Raw genomic sequence first — 20489 nt, 5'->3', positions numbered from 1 at the left:
CGCACCCGACGCCTACAATCCGTTGCACCGCACCGCATCATGAAGATACTCATTTCCAACGACGATGGCTTCCAGGCGCCAGGCATCGTCGCACTGCACGACGCGCTCAAGGATCTGGCCGACGTCGAGGTGGTGGCGCCCGAGCACAACAACAGCGCCAAGTCGAACGCGTTGACGCTGGCCGCACCGCTCTACGTCCACACCGCGCACAACGGCTTCCGCTACGTGACCGGCACCCCGGCCGACTGCGTGCACATCGCGCTCAAGGGCCTGCTCGGCTACCGGCCCGACCTCGTGGTCTCGGGCATCAACAACGGCGCCAACATGGGCGACGACACCATCTATTCGGGCACCGTCGGCGCGGCCATGGAGGCCTACCTGTTCGGCATTCCCGCGATCGCGTTCTCGCAGATCGAGAAGGGCTGGGCCCATGTCGACGCGGCCGCCCAGGTGGCGCGCCGCCTGGTGCAGCGCATCGAGCGCGAGCGCATGCTCGAGGGTGGCGCCTTTCTTTTGAACGTCAACGTGCCGAACCGGCCGTTCGACGAGCTCAAGCCGGTGAAGGTGTGCCGCCTGGGCCGCCGCCACGCGGCCGAGAAGGTCATCACGCAGGAAAGCCCGCGTGGCGACACGATGTACTGGATCGCCGGCGCGGGCAGCGCCAAGGACAGCGGCGAGGGCACCGACTTCCATGCCACGGCCGAGGGCCACGTGGCGCTGACGCCGTTGCAGATCGACCTGACCGACCACGCCAACCTGGGCCAGTGGCGCGACGCGGTGGTCCGGCTCGCCGACTGACATGGCGACCCAACGGCCTGGATTTCCGGCTCGCCTCGCGCCCACCGTCTCGGCTTCGACGCCGGCTTCGTCCGCGCTGCGCGGACGGCAGCCCGCCGTGCCGCCCAAGCCGCCGGTCCCGTCGACGCCATCGATGGCATCCGACGCGGTGCGTGCGCGCATGGTGCAGAAGCTGGCCGCGCAGGGGATCTCGGATGCGCGCGTGCTGCGCGCCATGGGAGCGGTCGAGCGGCATCGCTTCGTCGACAGCGCGCTGGTCAACCAGGCCTATGAAGACACCAGCCTGCCGATCGGACTGGGCCAGACCATCTCCAAGCCCAGCGTCGTTGCGCGCATGATCGAACTTTTGCTCGCGGCCCCGGCTCTGAGTGGCAAGCCGCAGGACCGTCTGGGGCGCGTGCTCGAGATCGGCACCGGTTGCGGCTACCAGGCCGCGGTGTTGAACCACGTGGCCACGGAGGTCTACAGCATCGAAAGGTTGCGCGGCCTGCACGAGCGGGCACGGACCAATCTGCGGCATTTCCGGCTGGCCACGGTTCACCTGATGTTCGGCGACGGCATGGTCGGCTATGCCAAGGGCGCACCCTATGCGGGCATCATCGCCGCCGCCGGTGGCGAGGCGGTGCCCGAAGCCTGGATCGAACAGCTCGCGGTGGGGGGGCGGATCGTCGCGCCGACGCATTCGGCGAAGGGCGGCCAGGCCCTCGTCGTGATCGACAAGACGGCCCGCGGTCTCGAGCGCCTCATTCTTGAGGCGGTTCACTTTGTCCCCCTAAAATCGGGCGTTGCTTGAAGGAATAACAAATGCAGGGTTTTGGCAATCGGAGTTGGTACGCTGGCGTCACGTTGGCCGTCGTGCTCGTGATCGCGGGGTGTTCCACGCCGCGGGGCCCGGCACCGGTCGAAGACCGCGGCACGATGACCCGCGCCCCCGGCGCGGCCGCGCCCGTTCCGGGCGGTCCGACCATCACCACCGACGCCTCGGGCAAGCCGCTGGCCGGCATCGAGAACTTCGGCAAGCCGGGCTACTACGCCGTGCGTCCCGGCGACACCATCCGCCGCATCGCCAACGACACCGGCCAGACCTGGCAGAACCTCGTTCGCTGGAACAACCTCGACAACCCCGACCTGATCGAGGTGGGGCAGGTGCTGCGCGTGATTCCGCCCTCGGGCCCGGGTTCCACCGTGGCCGCCGCGCCGTCGGCGCCGAACGAGAACGGCGTCGTCACCAAGCCGGTGACGCCGCAGCCCGCGGTCGTGCCTGGCGCGGCCGCGAGCGGTGCCGCTGTTGCGGGCGCCAAGCCGCCGGTCACGGCTTCGCCCTCGAGCCCGGCTGCATCGGGTGGCGATGAAGACATCGGCTGGATCTGGCCCGCCCATGGTTCGCTGATCGCGGGCTTCGACGATGCCAAGAACAAGGGCTTCGACATCAGCGGCAAGGCCGGCGACCCGGTGCTGGCCGCCGCCGACGGCCGCGTGGTGTATGCGGGTGCGGGCCTGCGCGGCTACGGCAACCTGATCATCCTGAAGCACAACAACACCTACCTCACGGCCTACGCGCACAACCAGACGCTGCTCGTGAAGGAAGACCAGTCGGTCCAGAAGGGCCAGAAGATCGCCGAGATGGGCAGCAGCGATGCCGATCGCGTGAAGCTGCACTTCGAGATCCGTCGCCAGGGCAAGCCGGTCGATCCGGCGCGCTACCTCCCGAACCGGTGATGCCATGGCCGGTTCCCGCCCCCGTCGCACGCTGCCCGTGCGCCGGTCGGCGGGCAGCACGGCCGAAGCGGTATCCGGCGGTGAGGCCTCACCGCCCGTCTCGTTCCCCGATGGCCTGATCGCGCCCGAGCCGAACGCCGAAGCGCTCGCGCGCACCGGCGACGACACGGCCGACGCGCTCACCGTCTACCTGCGCCGCATCCGGCGCACCGAGCTTTTCACCCCCGAGCAGGAATACGCGGCTGCCTGCGCCGCACGGGCAGGCGACTTCGCGGCGCGCCAGTCCATGATCGAGCACAACCTGCGGCTCGTGGTCAACATCGCCAAGGCCTACCTCAACCGCGGCGTGCCGTTCTCCGACCTCATCGAGGAGGGCAACCTCGGCCTGATGCACGCGATCACCAAGTTCGAGCCCGAGCGCGGCTTCCGCTTCTCGACCTATGCGACCTGGTGGATACGCCAGTCGGTCGAGCGCGCGCTGATGACCCAGTCCCGCACGATCCGCCTGCCGGTGCACATCGTGCGCGAGCTGCAGCAGGTGCTGCGCGCGCGCCGCACGCTCGAGGGCGATCCCGAGTTCCTGGCGCGCCGGCCCGACGGCGTGCGCGTGGAAGACGTGGCGGCGCTGCTGGGCTCGGACGTGCAGTCGGTGGCCGACCTGCTGGCGCTGGCCGAGGCGCCGCGCTCGCTCGACGCGGGCGAGTCGCATGGCGAAGAGAGCTACGCGCTGTCCGACTCGGTCGCAGCCGACAGCGAGGAGAGCGATCCCACGGGCGCGACCCAGGCGCACGAGGTCGAACGCCTGCTCGACGGCTGGGTGGCCGCGCTCGATGCGCGCGAGCGCGAGGTGCTCGAAGGCCGCTACGGCCTGCACGACCGCGAGCCCGAGACGCTCGAGGTGCTCAGCGTGCGGCTGGGCCTGACGCGCGAGCGCGTGCGCCAGATCCAGAACGAGGCGCTCGCGAAGATGCGGCGCCAGCTCGCGCGTTCGGGCGTGGGTCGGGACGCCTTGTTCTAGCCCTGCCGGGTTCCGCGCGAGTGCCTCTTCCCACGCTGAGACAATCGGGGCATGACGGAATCCATCAAGAAAGATAAATCCCCCACGGACACCCCCACGAACGCCGGCGGCGAATGGCTGCACGTGGAATCGCTGGACCTCGACGCGCAGGGCGTGGCGCACAAGGCCGACGGCATGGTCGTGTTCATCGAGGGTGCGCTGCCCTTCGAAGAGGTGCAGCTCAACGTGCATCGCCGCAAGAACAACTGGGAGCAGGGCACGGTCACGCAGATCCGGCGCGAGTCCTCGCAGCGCGTGCGGCCCGGCTGCCCGCACTTCGGCCTGCACACGGGCGCCTGCGGCGGCTGCAAGATGCAGCACCTCGACGCCGCGGCGCAGGTGGCGGTGAAGCAGCGCGCGCTCGAGGACAACCTCTGGCACCTCGGCAAGGTCCGCCCCGAGAACCTGCTGCGTCCTCTCGAGGGCCCGGCCTGGCACTACCGCTACCGCGCGCGGCTGTCGGTGCGCCACGTGGTCAAGAAGGGCACGGTGCTGATCGGCTTTCACGAGCGCAAGAGCCGCTACCTGGCCGACATGCAGGTCTGTCCCGTGCTGCCCAAGCAGGTGAGCCAGATGCTGATGCCGCTGCGCGCGCTGATCGCCTCGCTCGACGCGCGCGATACCTGCCCGCAGATCGAACTGGCCTGCGGCGATGCGCCAGGCACCCAGGCGCTCGGCACCATCGCGCTGGTGCTGCGGCATCTCGAGCCGCTGTCGGCTGCGGACATCGGTCGCCTCAAGGCCTTCGCCGCGAAGAACGAGCAGGTGCAATGGTGGCTGCAGCCCAAGGGGCCCGACACGGTGCGGCTGCTGGAGGAGGGCGGCACACCGCTGGCCTACGGGCTGCCCGAGTTCGGCGTGACGATGCCGTTCCGGCCCACCGACTTCACGCAGGTCAACCCCCACATCAACCGCGCGCTCGTGGGCAAGGCGCTGCGGCTGCTCGACGTGCAGTCCGACGAGCGCGTGATCGACTGGTTCTGCGGCCTCGGCAACTTCACGCTGCCGCTGGCGAGCCGCGCGCGCGAGGTGCTGGGCATCGAGGGCAGCGACACGCTGGTGGCGCGGGCCACCGAGAACTTCCGCAAGAACCAGCCCGCGACATCCGCGCGGCGCGCGCTGTCGCCGGCGTCGTTCGTGGCGCGCAACCTGTTCGAGATGACGCCCGAGATGCTGGTCGCCGACGGGCAGGCCGACAAGTGGCTGGTCGATCCGCCGCGCGAGGGCGCCTTCGCGCTGGCCAAGGCGATGGCCGACCTGCACCAGCAACCTGAGCTGCGCACCGGCGGCTGGACGCCGCCCAAGCGCATCGTCTATGTGAGCTGCAATCCGTCGACGCTCGCCCGCGATGCCGGCTTGCTGGTGCATCAGGCCGGCTATCGCTGCACGCACGCGGGCGTGGTCAACATGTTCCCGCACACGGCGCACGTGGAGTCGATCGCGGTGTTCGAGCGCGAATGAGGCGGACCTGACGCCGCAATGAGAAAGGGCCCCGAAGGGCCCTTTCTTTTTTCACCGATCGATGGCCTACGAGGCCATCGAAAGAGGAAGCGTTAGTCGCGTTCGCCGCCCGCGAGGCCCAGCAGCGCCAGCAGGCTCTGGAACACGTTGAACAGGTCGAGGTACAGGGCAAGGGTCGCGCTGATGTAGTTGGTTTCGCCGCCGTCGATGATCTGCTTCAGGTCATAGAGCATGTAGGCCGAGAAGATGCCGATGGCGGCGACCGAGATCGCGAACATGCCGGCGGTCGAGCCGACGAACACGTTGATGACCGCGCCGACCATCAGCACCATCGCGCCGACGAAGAGCCACTTGCCCATGCCCGACAGGTCGCGCTTGATCACGGTGGCCAGCGAGGCCATCACGAAGAACACGCCGGCGGTGCCGCCGAAGGCCGTCATGATCAGTTCGGGACCGTTCTTGAAGCCCAGCACCATCGAGATCAGGCGCGAGAGCATCAGGCCCATGAAGAAGGTGAAGGCCAGCAGCACCGGCACGCCGGCGGCCGAGTTCTTGGTCTTCTCGATCGCGAACATGAAGCCGAAGGCACCGCCGAGGAAGACGATGAGTCCGAGGCCGCCGGTCAGCGAACGGGTGATGCCGGTCTGCACGCCCAGCCAGGCGCCCAGCACGGTGGGAAGAAGGCTCAGCGCCAGCAGCCAGTAGGTGTTGCGCAGCACGCGTTGGCGGTCAGCCTGCGGCAGCACCTGGCCGTAGCCGGTGGAAGTGTCGAGGGTTGTAACGCGGTCGTTCATGGCCGAAGCTCCTGTGGTTGCTGCCGTAGCAGTTGGGCGCATTCTAGAAGTCTGCAAGAGCGTGGCCCGCAAAGACCGTATGGGGGGTGTTCCTTAGACGGCGCGCCGTCCGACAGGGGGAGGCCGCACGGCGGGCCGGTATGCTCTGGGGTTCGACGCAACAAGACTTTGATCACCATCATGCAAACCAAATCATTCCTTGAACTCGCCGATGTCAAGCTGATCGCCGCCGCCGCCGAAGCCGAGGCACTCAAGAACAACTGGGCCGTGACGATCGCCATCGCCGACGATGCGGGCAACCTGCTGTGGCTGCAGCGCCTCGACGGCGCGGCCGCGCTGTCCTCGCACATCGCACCGGCCAAGGCCCACACGGCCGCCCTGGGCCGCCGCGAGAGCAAGGTCTACGAGGACATCATCAACGGCGGCCGCACCGCTTTCCTGACGGCACCGCTGGTGCACGGCCTGCTCGAAGGCGGCGTGCCGATCGTGAAGGACGGCCACGTGATCGGTGCCGTGGGCGTGAGCGGCGTGAAGTCGAACGAGGATGCGCAGGTCGCCAAGGCCGGTATCGCGGCTCTCGGTCTCTGAGCTGCCGCACGGGCGCCTCGGCGCCCTGCACGAACGAAAACGCCGACTCGAGAGTCGGCGTTTTGCATTGGACGTTCAGCGTGAAAAAAAGCTTGGCTAGTCGGCGAACCGTTGGCTAGCAAAAAACGACCCTTCGGAGAAATGAATCTCCTGGAGTCGCCCCACGATGAAACTTGCGCGAGGGGCGGGCTGACCGGGACCTACTTGGTCAGGATCAGCTTGCCCAGTTTGGTGGCCTGCAGGCGGTACAGCGAGCCGTTGTGCATGATGCCGACGGTCTTGCTGCCCTTGAGCAGTTCGGTGCTCTCGACCATCGGAACCGGTCGTTGAGCCTGGATGGTGGCGTGACCGCCGCCCGATTGATCGAGCGAAGGGTGGCTCAGAACAGCAAAGGCGTTGGTGGTGGCTGGCATCTCGAATTCCTCTTATCGAAGCGATGGTTGAATGATAATAATTCTCAACAAGAAGTCAATCGCTGCGATGAAAAATTTTGTGACCCGCGGGGCAGTTATTTCGCGTCGGGCTCGGTGATGAAACCGATCTTGCGCACGCCGGCCTCGCGCGCCTCCGACATCGCCTTGGCCACGCGCTCGTAGCGCACCGCCTTGTCGCCGCGGATGTGCAGCTCCGGCTGCGGCTCCTTGGCGGCCTCGGCGGCGAGGCGGGTGGGCAGCTCGCTGTCGGAGATCTTCTGGTCGTTCCAGTAGTAGTCGCCCTCGGCCGTCACGCTGAACAGGATGTTCTCGGGCTTCGGCTGCTCGGGTTCGCTGGTGGCGCGCGGCAGGTCGATGTTCACCGCGTGCTTCATCACCGGCACGGTGATGATGAAGATGATCAGGAGCACCAGCATGACGTCGACCAGCGGCGTCATGTTGATCTCGTTCATCACCTCATCAGGTTCGTCTTGGGTTCCGAAAGCCATGATGCTCAGCCCTTCTTGAGCGGAACCACGATCGATTCGGCACCGCTCTGGACGCGGGCACCGGTCACGAAGTAGGCGTGCAGGTCGTGTGCGAAGGCGTTGAGCTTGGTCAGCACGAACTTGTTGCCGCGCACCAGGGCGTTGTAGCCGAGCACGGCGGGGATGGCGACCGCGAGGCCCAGGGCCGTCATGATCAGCGCTTCGCCGATCGGGCCCGCGACCTTGTCGATCGTGGCCTGGCCGGCCGAGCCGATGCTCATCAGCGCGTGGTAGATGCCCCAGACGGTACCGAACAGGCCGATGAAGGGGGCGGTCGAACCGACCGACGCCAGCACGGCCAGGCCGGTCTGCAGGCGCGCGGTGAAGGCGTCGATGCCGTTGCGCAGCGAACGCGTGATCCAGTCGCTGACGTCGAGCGCGTCATGCAGGTGCGCCTTGGTGTTGCGGTGATGCGCGGCGGCCTCGCGGCCCTCGAGCGCCAGGGCGCGGAAGGGATTGCTGTCGTCCTTGCCGAGCTTGTTGAGCGCGGTGGCGAAATCCTCGCTGTGCCAGAAGTCCTGCGACTGCTTGGCGAGACGCTTGTAGCGGATGACGTCGAGCGCCTTGACGATGATCACGATCCACGACGCGAGCGACATGGCGATCAACAGCACCGCGACGGCCTTGGTGACGAAGTCGCCTTGGTGCCAGACATTCATCAAGCCAAATTGGGAATCCATAGGGGTCTCAGTTACTTAGGTTGGTTGAAAACGATGGGCGCGGGCAGCATGAAGAGGGTCTCGTCGCTCGCGTTCGGATAGTTGCTCACGGTCACGGACGACTTCAGCACCGCATCGCGGGCCGCGCGGTCGAGGCGGTCGTAGCCGCTGGACTTGAGGATTTCGGCACGGCGCACGAGGCCGCTGCGGTTGAAGTACACGGCAATGGTCACCGTGCCGGCCTCGCCGAGCCGCGAACTCAACTGCGGATAGACCGGGGCCGGAGGACGCAGCCACTGCGCCTGCGCGGCCGTCACTTCGACCACCTTGGGCGGTGCGGGCGGCGCCGGCGGAGGAGCCGGCGGCGCGGGAGGCGCGGGCGGCGGCGAGGGCGGTGTCGGTGCCGGCGGCGGTGGTTCCGGATCGCCCACGGGGGCTTGCGGCGCCGGCGTGGGCTTGGGCTCGCGGATGGCCTGCGGCCGGGGCGGCGGCGGCGCCTTCACGCGCGGCTGGGGCGGCGGCGGTGGGGGAGGCGGCGGGGGAGGCGTGGGCTTCGGCGGCTCGACGAACTGGCTCATGATCTCGACCGGGATCACCACTTCGGCGGCCCGGCGGAGCAGGCCGCTCTGCAGCGCCCAGAGCGCGGCGGCGTGGAAGACGATCACGCCGCCAGCGATGGCAGCGTTGCGCGAGAGGCCGAAAACGGAGGGAGGGGGGGCAAAGCGGTCAGACACGATCAACCATTCGAGTGCGAGCACGTGGGTACGTGCCCCGATTGCAGCAAAACCGCTACGACGACGTCTACTTCTATTTACGAAGGATCCACCAGACGGAGCCCGCCACCAGGATCAGGCTGCCGCCGAGTGCAGAGACGAGTTCCATGCTTTGCTTTCCTTGATGGAGTTGGCAAGCTGGATCGACTTCGGTTCCGATTCGCAGTGCAGGGCCGCGACCGGGTGCGAAGCGCTGCACTGCGCGACGATATCGCGCGCACATCCTTCACATTGGCCACACTGGGTGGCCACGCCGAGCTCGAATTGCACTTCGTCGAAGGTCATCCCCGCGCGCACATGGCGTGCGATTTCGCGGTCGGAGACTCGGCGGCAAATGCAAACGATCATGGCTGTGAAAGCGGCAGTTTGGCTGGCTGTTGGATGTAGCGATTATAAATAAGAATCCCTCGCATTTGCAATAACTATCGTATTCGTCAGCGCCCGGCGCGACAGCTATTCGCTATGAGGGGTGGTCCGGCTATATCTCCGACCAGAGCCGAAGCAGGTTGTGATAGTGGCCGGTCAGGGCCACGGTTTCCTCGGATTCGCCCAGCCGGGCGCGCAGTTTCTGGATGTTCTGGTCGAGTTCGAACAGCATCGCGCGCTGCTGGTCGTTGCGCACCATGCTCTGGGCCCAGAAGAAGGCGCACACGCGCGCGCCCCGGGTCACCGGATGCACCCGGTGCAGGCTGCTCGACGGATACAGGATCAGGTCGCCGGCCGGCAGCTTGACTTCGTGCGAACCGTAGGTGTCGACCACCTCGAGCTCGCCGCCGTCGTAGTCGTTGGGGTCGCAGAGAAACAGGGTGCACGACAGGTCGGTGCGCAGCGGCTGCTCGCTGCCGGGCACGGCGCGCACCGCGCCATCGACGTGCAGGCCGTAGTGCTCGCCGCCCTCGTAGCGGTTGAACAGCGGCGGCACGAAGCGCGCGGGCAGGGCGGCCGAAAAGAACAGCGGATTGCGCGCCAGCGCGGCCAGCACGGTCTTGGCGAGCTCGCGCCCGACCGGCGAATGCTCGGACAGCTGCCGGTTGCGCTTGACCTGCGCGCCCTGGTCGCCGACGGTCTCGCGCCCGTCGACCCACTGGGTGGCATCGAGCGTGGCGCGCATCCTGCGCACCTGGTCCGGGCTCAGCACTTCGGGCACATGCAGCATCATCTTCGGGAACTCCGGAAGGAAAAAAGCCCCGGCGCGGGCCGGGGCTCGAGTGTCGCACCGCGGCGCGGCGCACCGGCCCTGGCCGGTGGCGCGCCGTGGCGAACGATCAGAACGCGAAGTTCGCGGTGACCTTGAACGAGCGCGGCGTGCCCGGCGTGTAGCGGTAGCCCGACTTGTTGATGGCCGCCACGTAGTCCTTGTCGAACAGGTTGTAGACGTTCAGCTGCAGATCGACGTTCTTGTTGATCCGGTAGGACGCCATGGCGTCGACCACCCAGTACGACTCGACGTAGGCCGGCGTGCCGACCGCGCCGTCCGTGCCGCGGTAGAGCTTGCCGTTGTAGCGCGCGCCGCCGCCGATCGTCAGGCCGAACGGAAGCTGGTAGGTGGTCCACAGCGTGAAGGCGCGCTTCGGGGTGTAGGCCAGCGAGGTCGAGCCGTCGGCCAGCACCGAGGGGCCGCTGAGCACGCGGGTGTTCATCGTCGTGAAGCCGGTGGTCACGCCCCAGTTGTCGGTGATCGCACCCGACACGCCGAGTTCGATGCCCTGCACGCGCTTCTTGCCGGTCTGGTAGTACTGCTGCGAGATCGAGTCTTGCACCACCTCGTTGCTGACGTCGGTGCGGTAGAGCGCGGCCGTCAGCGCCACGTGCTTGTTGAGCACGTCCCACTTGGTGCCGAGTTCGTAGGTCTTGGCCTTCTGCGGCAGGAAGTCGGTGCGCGCGGCGCTGTTGCCGGTGCCGCCCGCGGCCAGCTGGAAGTTGGCGCCGCCCGGAGGCTGTGCCGCCGTGCCGTAGGCCGCATAGACGCTGCCGTTCTCGGTCGGCTTGTAGACCAGGCCGATCTTGCCCGACCACAGGCTGTCCGACAGCTTGAGGTTGGTCGGGGTCAGCGCGCCGGTGGTGGCGTTCAGTGCCGTCGAGTCGAACTTGGTCGAGTAGTGGTCGTAGCGCAGGCCGCCGGTCAGCATCCACTGCTCGTTGAACTTGACCGTGTCGAACACGTAGGCGCCGACGGTGGTGGTCTCGCCCGAGGTGGTGGTGCCGTTCTGGATGCGGTTGTAGCCGCCGAACACATAGGGGTTCGGTGCGTACACGTTGGCCGCTGGCCAGGCACCGCTGTTGGTGAAGCCGGGCACGTTGAAGACCTTGACGTTCTGGCCGTAGTAGCCGTTCGAGTCCTGCTTCTCGCGGATCAGCTCGACGCCGGCATTGAGCGTGTGGCCCACGCTGCCGGTGTTGAACTTCGCGCTCACGTTCGTCTGGTTCGTGAAGATCGTGTTTTCCTGGTCCTTGTTGGTGGGCGAGCTGCGCGCCACGGTCCAGCCGAGGGGGAGGAACTGATTGGGCGTCAGCAGGTTGGCCGTGCTGCCCATGAAGGAGGTCAGCAGGTAGTCCTGCTGCGTCTTGGCATAGCGCGTCGTGTTGCGGATCGTGATGTCCGGCGTCAGGTCGTGCTCGACGCGCGCGGTGAACATGTCGGTCGTGACGTTGTCGAAGTCCGCGCTGGTGCCGTAGAAGTTCTTCGAGCGCACCGGCGCGGCGTAGCTCAGGTAGCCGCGCTTCGGATCGGGCGTCGAGTAGCCTGGCAGGCCGATGGTGGGCACGCCGCCGTCGGGGATGTTGTTCTGCTTGACGTGCACCAGATCGAAGTAGAAGCGCGTCGGGCTGTTCAGGCCCAGGGCCAGCGAGGGTGCGATCGCCCAGCGCTTGTTCTTCACGAAATCGCGGCCGGCCACGCCGGCGTCCTCGGCCACGGCGTTCAGGCGGAAGGCCGCACCGATGCCGTTCTCGCCGCTGAGCGATTTGTTCCAGTCGATGCTGCCGCGCTTGAAGTCGGCGCTGCCGAAGCCCAGCGAGCCCGTGAAGCTGTCGTCGAGCTTGGGCTTCTTGGTCACGAGGTTGATGTAGCCGGTGGGCGAGGTGCGGCCCACGTCGGTGCCCGAGGGGCCCTTCACGACTTCGACCTGGTCGATGTTGAAGGTGTCGCGCGAGATCGAGCCGACGTCGCGGATGCCGTCGACGAAGATCGCGCTCGAGCTGTCGAAGCCGCGCATGAACACCGCGTCGCCCGTGTTGGTGTTGCCGTTCTCCCCGAGGAAGAAGGTGCCCACGCCGGGGGTGTTGCGCAGCGCTTCGGTCAGCGTGGTGGCGCCCTGGTCGCGCAGCACCTGTTCCTTGATCACCTGCACGGTCTGCGGCGTGTTCACCAGAGGTGCCGTGAACTTGGGATTGGCCGAGGTGTCGGCCTTGAAGTCGGCGGCGACCGAGCCCTCGACGCGGATCTCGGGCAGCACGCGCGAGGGCTGCTGCTGGGCGATGGCGGGGGCGGAGAGGGCGATCAGCGTGGCGGCTGCGGCGCCCGAGACCTGGGGAACGGCGCGCGCGACAGCGTGCTTCCGGCTCTTGATATAGGAGTTGGCCATGAAGGTTCTCGAAGAAGGAAAAAACGGCCCTGAGAACTCGACTGGCGATGCCCTGCGCGCGTGCCGAGGAGGCACCGGGGGCTGGCTGGGTGAGTTGACCTGCGGAAGGGCAAAGGTAAAAACCGTATCAAATGATAATGTTTATCAATACGGGGCTTAGTACTTTTGCCGGCAGGCGCTTTGTAAAGTAGATACTTTGTTGCACTGAAGCAACTCTAATTCTGGGGGAATTGTTGACAGCGCGGAGTCGCTGGTAGGCGTGCTGTCAGGCCTCCACGGAGGCCGGTGGACCTCGCGTGGCTCAGTACACGTCGCGCCTGTAGCGCCCTGAGCCGACCAGCTCGGCCCACAGCGCCTCGCCCGCGACCTGCCGCAGCGCCGCATCCACGCCCGCGGCCATCCCTTGCAGGCTGCCGCACACGTACACGGCCGCGCCCCGCGCGAGCCATTCGCGCAGCGCATCGGCGCGCTGCAGCAGCCGGTGCTGCACGTAGAGCCGCTCGGCCTGGTCGCGCGAGAACACCATGTCGAGTTTCGTCAGCGCGCCTTCGCGCTGCCAGGCCTCGATCTCGTCGCGGCAGAGGAAGTCGTGCGCCGCGTGGCGTTCGCCGAACACCAGCCAGTTCTCGTGCCGGCCCGCCGCGACGCGCGCGCGCAGATGGGCGCGCAGGCCGGCGAGGCCGGTGCCGTTGCCGATCAGGATCAGCGGGCGCGAAGCATTGCCCTCGAGGCGGAAGCCGCGGTGCGCGCGCAGGCGCAGCGCCACCGTGTCGCCGATGGCCAGCGTCGAGGTCAGATGGCCCGAGGCCGTGCCCAGCGAGCCGTCGGGGTGCTGCTCCTGCCGCACCAGCAGCTGCAGTTCGCCGTCGGCGGACAGCGAGGCGATCGAGTAGTCGCGCGGTCGCGTGGGATCGCTCGCGACCGCCATCTGCACCAGGTCGCCCGAGTCCCAGGCCGGCATCGCGCCGGCCTGCGGCACCAGGCCGAGCAGGAAGACCGGTGCGCCCGCGCTGCCGGGATTGAGCAGGCTGCGATGCATGAGACGCCACGGAACGAAGGCGCCGCTTTCTTCCTCGGCGTGCGCGACTTCGCCATCTCCCCACTGGGCATGCCATGTGGCCAGCGCTTCGGGATCACCGTTGTCGACCTCGACGCGCGCGAAGGAGGGTGTCGCGCCCCGGCCTTGCAGCCAGTCGTCGAGCTGGCGCCCGAAGCCGCAGAAGTTCGCGTACTGGCGGTCGCCCAGGGCCAGCACCGCATAGCGCAGCGCGGACAGATCGGGCTGCTCGGCCATCGCCTTTTCGGCGAACAGGCTGGCGCTATCGGGCGCATCGCCTTCGCCATAGGTGCTGGCCACGAACAGCGCCTGCCGCGCGTCGCACAGGGTGGCGGCATCGAGCGCATTGAGTTCCATCACGCGCACGGGCGTGCCGGCCGCACGCAGGCGGCGCGCGGTCTGCCAGGCGATGGCCTCGGCCTGCCCGGTCTGGCTGGCGAACAGCACCAGCGTCGAAGGCACCGTGCCATCGCCCGCCAGTGCCTGCGCGGCGCGCGCGGTGGCCGCGACGGCGCGGCGTTCGCGCGTGTAGATCGCCAGGCACATCGCGCCGTAAGCGGCCACGGTGGAGCCCGCGACCAGCGCGCGCAGCAGCGTGTCGTTCATGCGGAAGCAGTCCGTTCGGTCCAGGCCGAGGTCGCATGCAGGCTCGGCGGTCCGTCGCCGTCCGCCGCATGCGCGACGAACAGCGCCGCGATGCCACGCGCCTCGGCGAAGGCGAAGCCTTCCTCGGGCCCGAGCACCGTCAGCACCGTGGCCAGCGCGTCGGCGTGCATGCATTGCGCATGCAGCACCGTGACGCTCGCGAGCCCGGCGGGCACGGGCTCGCCGCTGCGCGGATCGATGGTGTGCGACCAGCGGCGGCCTGCGTGCTCGCGCTGGTGCCAGCGGTCGCCGGAGGTGGCGATCGCGAGGCCGTCGAGCGCCACGTGCACCGGCGCGGGCAGTTCGCCGTCGACCTGCACGCGCCATGGCTGTCCGCCGGGACGGCGGCCCACGCCGCGCAGCTCGCCACCGATCTCGAACAGGAAATCCTCGAGGCCCAGTGCCTGCAGGGCCTCGACGCCGTGATCGACCGCGAAGCCCTTGGCGATGCCCGACAGATCGAGCGCGAAGCCGCCAGGCTGGGTCAGCGTGGCCGTTGCGTCATCGGCCATGTCGAAGGCGAGCTTTCGCCAGCCCGTGCGCTCGCGTGCCGCTTCAAGGGCGTCCGTGTCGATGGGGCCATCGTTTGCATCGGGGCCGAAACCCCAACTGGCGACCAGTGCGCCGACCGTCGGATCGATCGCGCCGCCGCTGTCCTCGGCCCATTGCAGCGCGCAGGCCATCACGCGCGCGAACTCGGCCGACAGCGTGTGCCGCGTGCCCGCCGGCGCGCGGTTGAAGCGCGAGATCTCGGCGTCGGCCTCCCAGTGGCTCATCTGCGCGATCACGCGGGCGAGTGCCGACTCGACCGCCTCGCGCACCGTGGCGAGCGGCCGCATGTCGGGGTTGTCGAAGCGCAGCGACCAGGTCGTGCCCATGGTCCGGCCGGCCAGCTGGTGCAGGCGGGCCGGATCGGCAAGGCGCGGCACGACCGCGTCGGCGTAGCCGCCGTGCCAGGAACTGCGGGAGGCGAACGAAATGCCCAAGGCGGTGCGCGAAACGTCGCTCGGGGTCAGGGCATCACTTCGAGCGTGGCCGCATAGCTCAGGCGGCGCTCCTTGGCGTTCGGCACGGTGGTCTTGTTGTCGCGCGTGGACACGTCGAGCCAGTACATGCCGGCACTCGGCCAGGTCACGCTGAACTGGCCCTTGTCGTCGGTCTTGACCTTGAGCTCCTCGAGCTTGTCGCGGTACTGCGTGTTGCCCGCGGTCACCGTCACTTCGAGGTCCTTGGCGGGCTGGCCGTCGAGCTGCAGCGTGAAGCTGGCCTTCTCGCCCTTCACGAGGTCGGTCGGGCTGCCGCTGGCGATCAGCTCCAGGCCCTGGCCGATCGGCTTCAGCGCCGAGGGCTTGCCGACGGTGACGAAGGTCTCGATGCGGCCCGCCGACTGGGTGATGGTCACGTCCTGCGCGTCGGCCGGGATTTCCTTGGCGATGGTTTCGGGCGTGCCGCGCGCGCGCTTGTTCTGGCCGGTGGCCTTGTCCTTCCAGCTCGCGAAGGCGCCACCGTTGATCACGGCGATGCGGTAGGTGCCGGGCTGCGCGACCGGCACGTCGAACACGTTGCGCTGCTTGAGCTTGGCTTCGCTCTCGGGCTTGATGACGCTGCCGTCGGGCGCGGTGATCTGCAGGCCCTCGAGGCGCAGCGGCGCATGGTTGGCGACGAACAGGTCGTTCGACACCGCGGCATCGACGCTGACCGTGTCGGCCTTCGAGAACACGGTGCCCGAGGGCAGCAGCCAGGCGTTGTGCGCGTGGGACAGCGGGGCGATGGCGACGAAGGCGGCGGCAATGGCGGCGGCGCGCAGGCGGAGGGTGTTCATGGCGATTCCTTGAGATGGGGCTGCAAAGGTGCGGGGCGGTGCGGCGGTCAGGGCTTGAGCTCGAGCTTGATCTCGCCCAGTTCTTCCTTGCCCGAAGCACTCGGCTGCGAGGCGCTGGTCGGCGGCCACTGGAAGGGGATGCTCACGACCTCGCGGCCGCCGACTTCGCGCGCGGCTTCCACCACCAGCTTGTAGCTGCCCGGCGCCAGTTTCGGCATCGGCGCGCTGCCGTCGCTGAAGTTCAGCTGGTGCTTGCCCGCGGGCTTGGTCGCGCCGGTCACGCCGTCGATCGGCACCGACAGGTCGCGGCCGCCGCGGCGCCACCACTGGCGCATGTCCTTGAGCCACTTGGTGCCTTCGCCCTCGGGGTTGTTGGTCTTGGTGCGCACGTCGTACCAGACCGCCAGCGTGCCGGCCACGGTGTTGTCGGCGCGCTCGATCCAGGTCGCGATATAGGGGCGGTGGTACTCCGAGACATTGAGGCGCGGCACCTCGATGTTGACGCCGAGGCTGGCCGAGAAGGCCGGGGCGGCGAAGAGCGCCGACATGGCGAGCGGTGCGAGCGAGTAGCGGATGTGCACGAGAGAAACCTCTTTCACGAAACGGACGAAACCAAAGTCAGTGGATGAAAAGCAGCGCGAGCAGCACCGGCACCACCAGCCCCATGCCCACCATCGGCCAGGTGAAGGGGCGGTTGCCCGCATGCATCTTGAGGATGAACAGGCCGGTGATCGAGAAGACCAATGCAGCGCCCGCGAAGATGTCGATGAACCAGCTCCAGGCGGTGCCGGTGTTGCGGCCCTTGTGCAGGTCGTTGAAGTAGGAGAGCCAGCCGCGGTCGGTGCGCTCGTATTCGGCCTCGCCGTCGGCCAGGCTCAGGCGCAGCCAGGCGTCGCCGCCGGGGCGGGGCAGCGACAGGTAGATCTCGTCGTCCGACCATTCGGCCTCGCGGCCGGCGGTGTCGATGTCCCAGCGCTGGCGCGCCCAGGCCTGGAGTTCGGCGGGCAGCGCGGCCTTGCCCTTGATCGCGGTGTTCGACTTGACCTCGGCCATGGCCGATTCGAGGCGAGTGCGCAGCGCCTCGTCGATGCTCGCGTGCAGCCGCGTGACCTGCGGCTTGCCCTCAATCTGGCCCGCGTGGTTGAGCGTGAAGCCGGTGACGCTGAACAGCACCATGCCGATCAGGCAGATGGCGGAGCTGACCCAGTGCCATTCGTGCAGGGTCTTGAGCCAGTAGGCACGGCGGCGGTTGTCGGTCGGGGCGGCATTCATTGGCGGCCGGCATTTTAGGCTCGCAAATGAGAATTGATTTCGTTTGGCAATCGGGCCCGACCCTTGCCGAGGCGGTCGATCCCTCGGGATCGAAGGTAAATCCTTTGTCTTATGCTATCGATTCAATAGCATGTGAAGTTTGGTAAAGCGAAACGCCGGGCCAAAAAAAGCGGGACCGAAGTCCCGCAGTTGTTCGTGGCGTGCCGTGTGGCTTGCGAGGGCGAGGCTTACTCGAGTTCGCCCATCTGCGACTGCAGGTAGTTCTGCAGGCCGACGCGGTCGATCAGGTCGATCTGGGTTTCGAGGAAGTCGATGTGCTCCTCGGTGTCGTCGAGGATTTCCTGCAGCAGGTCGCGCGAAACATAGTCGCGCACCGATTCGCAATGCGCGATGCCGTCCTTGATCGTGGCCTGCGCGCCGGTCTCGGCGCCGAGGTCGCAGCGCAGCAGTTCGGGCACGTCTTCGCCGATGTTCAGCTTGCCGAGGTCCTGCAGGTTCGGCAGGCCGTCGAGCATGAAGATGCGGTCCATCAGCTTGTCGGCATGCTTCATCTCGCCGATCGATTCTTCGTATTCCTTCTTGGCCAGCTTGTCGAGGCCCCAATGCTTGAGCATGCGGTAGTGAAGGAAATACTGGTTGATCGCAGTCAGCTCGTTCTTGAGCTGCGCCTGCAGATGCTCGATGACCTTGGGATCGCCCTTCATGGTGTTTTTCCTTGTTATGAAAGCAGTAAAGGCCGCGATTGTCGGAGCGCGAAGGAGGGTGGCGCAAGCAAAGCCATGCATTCGCGCTCTGCATGCGTTTGATGCTGATACACGTTCGTATCCGGAGGGGGATTCATGCCGCGTGGCATGCGGTCCGCCCATCGCAAGACATAGGGGGCTGCAATGCAATCAATAGCTATGAACTATTGAAATATGCCATTTGGTAGCTATACTCATGGTTCGCTTTTTTCATCACCACCAAGGAAACCAGCAATGTCCCTGATCAACACCCAAGTCCTGCCCTTCAAGACCCAGGCCTACCTCAACGGCAAGTTCATCGATGTGTCCGACGAGACGCTCAAGGGCAAGTGGTCCGTGCTGATCTTCATGCCGGCGGCTTTCACCTTCAACTGCCCGACCGAAGTCGAAGACGCGGCCGACAACTACCCCGAATTCCAGAAGCTGGGTGCCGAGGTCTACATCGTGACCACCGACACGCACTTCTCGCACAAGGTCTGGCACGACACCTCGCCGGCCGTCGGCAAGGCCAAGTTCCCGCTGGTGGGCGACCCGACCCACACGCTGACCAACAATTTCGGCGTGCACATCCCCGAAGAAGGCCTGGCACTGCGCGGCACCTTCGTGATCAACCCCGAAGGCATCATCAAGACCGCCGAAGTGCACTCCAACGAGATCGCCCGCGACGTCAAGGAAACCCTGCGCAAGCTCAAGGCAGCGGTCTATACCGCCGCCCACCCGAACGAAGTCTGCCCGGCCAAGTGGAATGAAGGCGACAAGACCATCGCCCCGTCGTTCGACCTCGTCGGCAAGATCTAAGGCGCTCCGCGCGAAAGCCCGGGCGCTCACGAGGCCCCCGGGCTTTCTTGTCCCCAGTTGATAGTTTCCAGTTATCGAAAGAGAGTTCCTCATGCTCGACGCCAGCACCAAAGCCCAATTGAAGAGTTACCTCGACCGCGCCACGCAGCCGATCGAGATCGTCGCCTCGCTCGACGACAGCAAGGCCTCGGACGAAGTGCTGTCGCTGCTGAAGGACGTGGCGGAAGCCTCGCCGCTGGTCCGCCTGAGCGAAAGTCGCGACGACAACCATCGCAAGCCCTCGTTCTCGGTCAACCGCCCGAGCGAAAACCACGGCCCGCGCTTCGCCGGCCTGCCGATGGGCCATGAATTCACCTCGCTGATCCTCGCGCTGCTGCAGATCGGCGGCTACCCGCCGAAGGTCGAGCAGGCCGTGCTCGACCAGATCAAGGCGCTCGATGGCGATTTCGAGTTCGAGATCTACGTCTCGCTGACCTGCCACAACTGCCCCGACGTGGTCCAGGCGCTGAACCTGATGGCGGTGCAGAACCCGCGCATCCGCACCACGATGATCGAGGGCGGCACCTTCCAGGAAGAAGTGAAGGAACGCCAAGTGATGGCCGTGCCCACCGTGTTCCTCAACGGCACCGAGTTCGGCCAAGGCCGCATGAGCCTGGAAGAGATCCTCGCGAAGATCGACAACAGCGGCGTCGAGCGCGAAGCCAAGAAGATCGCCGCGAAGGACCCGTTCGACGTGCTGATCGTCGGTGGCGGCCCCGCTGGCGCCGCGGCGGCCGTGTATGCCGCGCGCAAGGGCATCCGCACCGGCGTGGCTTCCGAGCGTTTCGGCGGCCAGGTGCTCGACACCATGGGCATCGAGAACTTCATCTCGATCAAGGAGACCGAGGGACCGAAGTTCGCCCATGCGCTCGAGGAGCACGTGCGCGACTACGAGGTCGACATCATGAATCTGCAGCGCGCCAAGGCGCTGATTCCGGGCGAGGGCCTGATCGAGGTGCAGCTCGAGAGCGGCGCGTCGCTCAAGAGCAAGTCCGTGATCATCTCGACCGGCGCGCGCTGGCGCAACATCAACGTGCCCGGTGAGCACGAGTTCAAGAACAAGGGCGTGGCCTACTGCCCGCACTGCGACGGCCCGCTGTTCAAGGGCAAGCGCGTGGCCGTGATCGGCGGCGGCAACTCGGGCGTCGAGGCGGCGATCGATCTGGCCGGCATCGTGGGTCACGTCACGCTGATCGAGTTCGACACGCAGCTGCGCGCCGACGCCGTGCTGCAGCGCAAGCTGCACAGCCTGAAGAACGTCGACGTGTTCACCAACGCGCAGACCACCGAGATCACCGGCGACCAGAAGGTCAACGGCCTGGTCTACAAGGACCGCGCGACCGGCGAAGCCAAGCGCGTCGACCTCGAGGGCGTGTTCATCCAGATCGGCCTGGTGCCCAATACCGACTGGCTCAAGGGCACGATCGAACTGTCGAAGCACGGCGAGATCGTGGTGGATGCGAAGGGCCAGACCTCGGTGCCCGGCGTGTTCGCCGCGGGCGACGCGACCACGGTGCCGTTCAAGCAGATCATCATCGCGGCCGGCGACGGCGCGAAGGCGGCACTCGGTGCATTCGATCACCTGATCCGCACTTCAGCCCCAGCTTGAGTGGGTACATCGGCGGTCAGATGAGAATTATTCTCATAAAATAGTTTTCAGAGGCTCGCACGCCGCGCATCGCGGCGAGAACACCAAGAAAAGGGAACCGAGCCTCCCGC

The 20489-nt window shown here is 66.9% G+C and carries 23 protein-coding genes; 9 read left to right on the top strand and 14 right to left on the bottom strand.

Annotation, left to right across the window (positions count from 1 at the left end; translation table 11 throughout):
• Nucleotides 1-39: 39 nt before the first annotated feature.
• From surE to rlmD, 5 genes are read left to right on the top strand one after another with little or no spacing between them, the layout of a single operon-like run.
• Nucleotides 40-798, top strand: coding sequence for a 5'/3'-nucleotidase SurE (gene surE / locus AC07PU_RS08115; RefSeq protein ID WP_093343018.1), 759 nt, complete (start codon nt 40-42; stop codon nt 796-798).
• 1 nt (nt 799) lies between these two features.
• Nucleotides 800-1591: a protein-L-isoaspartate(D-aspartate) O-methyltransferase gene (locus tag AC07PU_RS08110; RefSeq protein WP_208512137.1), complete on the top strand. Its 792-nt coding sequence runs from the start codon at nt 800-802 to the stop codon at nt 1589-1591.
• An 11-nt stretch (nt 1592-1602) separates the two neighbouring features.
• Entirely contained in the window at nt 1603-2517 is a 915-nt protein-coding gene (locus AC07PU_RS08105) for a peptidoglycan DD-metalloendopeptidase family protein (RefSeq protein WP_495316644.1), read from the top strand.
• Nucleotides 2518-2521: 4 nt separating this feature from the next.
• Nucleotides 2522-3535 (top strand): sigma-70 family RNA polymerase sigma factor, encoded by a 1014-nt coding sequence (locus AC07PU_RS08100; protein ID WP_495316642.1) that lies wholly within the window; start codon nt 2522-2524, stop codon nt 3533-3535.
• A 51-nt stretch (nt 3536-3586) separates the two neighbouring features.
• Nucleotides 3587-5035, top strand: a complete 1449-nt coding sequence (gene rlmD / locus AC07PU_RS08095) for a 23S rRNA (uracil(1939)-C(5))-methyltransferase RlmD (RefSeq protein ID WP_495316641.1) — start codon at nt 3587-3589, stop codon at nt 5033-5035.
• A gap of 92 nt (nt 5036-5127) precedes the next feature.
• Here the strand turns inward: rlmD and AC07PU_RS08090 are convergent, their stop codons facing one another.
• A complete protein-coding gene (locus tag AC07PU_RS08090) occupies nt 5128-5829 on the bottom strand; it encodes a Bax inhibitor-1/YccA family protein (RefSeq protein ID WP_093343010.1) in 702 nt (233 codons plus the stop codon).
• 180 nt (nt 5830-6009) lie between these two features.
• Here AC07PU_RS08090 and AC07PU_RS08085 point away from each other — a divergent pair, with 180 nt between their 5' ends.
• The gene (locus AC07PU_RS08085; protein WP_093343471.1) at nt 6010-6417 is read left to right on the top strand and encodes a GlcG/HbpS family heme-binding protein; all 408 of its coding nucleotides are present in this window, start codon (nt 6010-6012) and stop codon (nt 6415-6417) included.
• Nucleotides 6418-6617: 200 nt separating this feature from the next.
• On the opposite strand, the gene hemP is transcribed toward AC07PU_RS08085, so the two are convergent.
• The 7 genes from hemP to AC07PU_RS08050 all read right to left on the bottom strand — a co-directional run bounded on the left by hemP (nt 6618) and on the right by AC07PU_RS08050 (nt 12394).
• Entirely contained in the window at nt 6618-6830 is a 213-nt protein-coding gene (gene hemP, locus AC07PU_RS08080; RefSeq protein ID WP_093343008.1) for a hemin uptake protein HemP, read from the bottom strand.
• A gap of 95 nt (nt 6831-6925) precedes the next feature.
• Nucleotides 6926-7339, bottom strand: a complete 414-nt coding sequence (locus AC07PU_RS08075; protein ID WP_093343007.1) for an ExbD/TolR family protein — start codon at nt 7337-7339, stop codon at nt 6926-6928.
• A 5-nt stretch (nt 7340-7344) separates the two neighbouring features.
• Nucleotides 7345-8058 (bottom strand): MotA/TolQ/ExbB proton channel family protein, encoded by a 714-nt coding sequence (locus tag AC07PU_RS08070; RefSeq protein ID WP_057590302.1) that lies wholly within the window; start codon nt 8056-8058, stop codon nt 7345-7347.
• Between the two features lie 11 nt (nt 8059-8069).
• Nucleotides 8070-8777 (bottom strand): TonB family protein, encoded by a 708-nt coding sequence (locus tag AC07PU_RS08065; protein ID WP_472922543.1) that lies wholly within the window; start codon nt 8775-8777, stop codon nt 8070-8072.
• Nucleotides 8778-8885: 108 nt separating this feature from the next.
• Nucleotides 8886-9158, bottom strand: coding sequence for a (2Fe-2S)-binding protein (locus AC07PU_RS08060; RefSeq protein WP_082322199.1), 273 nt, complete (start codon nt 9156-9158; stop codon nt 8886-8888).
• A 130-nt stretch (nt 9159-9288) separates the two neighbouring features.
• Nucleotides 9289-9969 carry a Fe2+-dependent dioxygenase gene (locus AC07PU_RS08055; RefSeq protein ID WP_495316637.1) on the bottom strand — a complete coding sequence of 227 codons (681 nt, stop codon included), beginning with the start codon at nt 9967-9969 and terminating at the stop codon, nt 9289-9291.
• A gap of 106 nt (nt 9970-10075) precedes the next feature.
• The gene (locus AC07PU_RS08050) at nt 10076-12394 is read right to left on the bottom strand and encodes a catecholate siderophore receptor Fiu (RefSeq protein ID WP_398499227.1); all 2319 of its coding nucleotides are present in this window, start codon (nt 12392-12394) and stop codon (nt 10076-10078) included.
• On the opposite strand from AC07PU_RS08050, the gene AC07PU_RS08045 reads away from it, so the two are divergent.
• On the top strand, nt 12393-12554 hold the full coding sequence (locus AC07PU_RS08045) for a hypothetical protein (protein WP_490876701.1): 162 nt from the start codon (nt 12393-12395) through the stop codon (nt 12552-12554). The genes AC07PU_RS08050 and AC07PU_RS08045 overlap by 2 nt on opposite strands.
• 141 nt (nt 12555-12695) lie before the next feature.
• Here the strand turns inward: AC07PU_RS08045 and AC07PU_RS08040 are convergent, their stop codons facing one another.
• The 6 genes from AC07PU_RS08040 to bfr form a co-directional block, all read right to left on the bottom strand.
• A complete protein-coding gene (locus AC07PU_RS08040; RefSeq protein WP_495316635.1) occupies nt 12696-14057 on the bottom strand; it encodes a sulfite reductase subunit alpha in 1362 nt (453 codons plus the stop codon).
• Nucleotides 14054-15082, bottom strand: coding sequence for an FAD:protein FMN transferase (locus AC07PU_RS08035; RefSeq protein ID WP_495316634.1), 1029 nt, complete (start codon nt 15080-15082; stop codon nt 14054-14056). Before AC07PU_RS08035 ends, AC07PU_RS08040 begins: the two co-directional genes overlap by 4 nt.
• Before the next feature lie 26 nt (nt 15083-15108).
• Nucleotides 15109-15918 carry a DUF4198 domain-containing protein gene (locus AC07PU_RS08030; RefSeq protein WP_495316633.1) on the bottom strand — a complete coding sequence of 270 codons (810 nt, stop codon included), beginning with the start codon at nt 15916-15918 and terminating at the stop codon, nt 15109-15111.
• 47 nt (nt 15919-15965) lie between these two features.
• On the bottom strand, nt 15966-16466 hold the full coding sequence (locus AC07PU_RS08025) for a DUF2271 domain-containing protein (protein WP_495317254.1): 501 nt from the start codon (nt 16464-16466) through the stop codon (nt 15966-15968).
• 70 nt (nt 16467-16536) lie between these two features.
• Complete coding sequence (locus AC07PU_RS08020; RefSeq protein ID WP_495316632.1) at nt 16537-17190, bottom strand: PepSY-associated TM helix domain-containing protein; 654 nt, start codon at nt 17188-17190, stop codon at nt 16537-16539.
• 227 nt (nt 17191-17417) lie between these two features.
• Nucleotides 17418-17894, bottom strand: a complete 477-nt coding sequence (gene bfr, locus AC07PU_RS08015; RefSeq protein ID WP_056583098.1) for a bacterioferritin — start codon at nt 17892-17894, stop codon at nt 17418-17420.
• 273 nt (nt 17895-18167) lie between these two features.
• On the opposite strand from bfr, the gene ahpC reads away from it, so the two are divergent.
• Together ahpC and ahpF are read left to right on the top strand one after the other, a co-directional pair.
• Entirely contained in the window at nt 18168-18731 is a 564-nt protein-coding gene (ahpC, locus tag AC07PU_RS08010; protein ID WP_057595992.1) for an alkyl hydroperoxide reductase subunit C, read from the top strand.
• A gap of 91 nt (nt 18732-18822) precedes the next feature.
• Entirely contained in the window at nt 18823-20379 is a 1557-nt protein-coding gene (gene ahpF, locus AC07PU_RS08005) for an alkyl hydroperoxide reductase subunit F (protein ID WP_093342995.1), read from the top strand.
• Nucleotides 20380-20489 lie beyond the last annotated feature (110 nt).

This window comes from Variovorax sp. GW821-FHT10D07 (assembly GCF_059415325.1).
The sequence above is the reverse complement of the archived record's forward strand: the minus strand, read 5'-3'. Positions and strand labels throughout refer to the sequence as shown.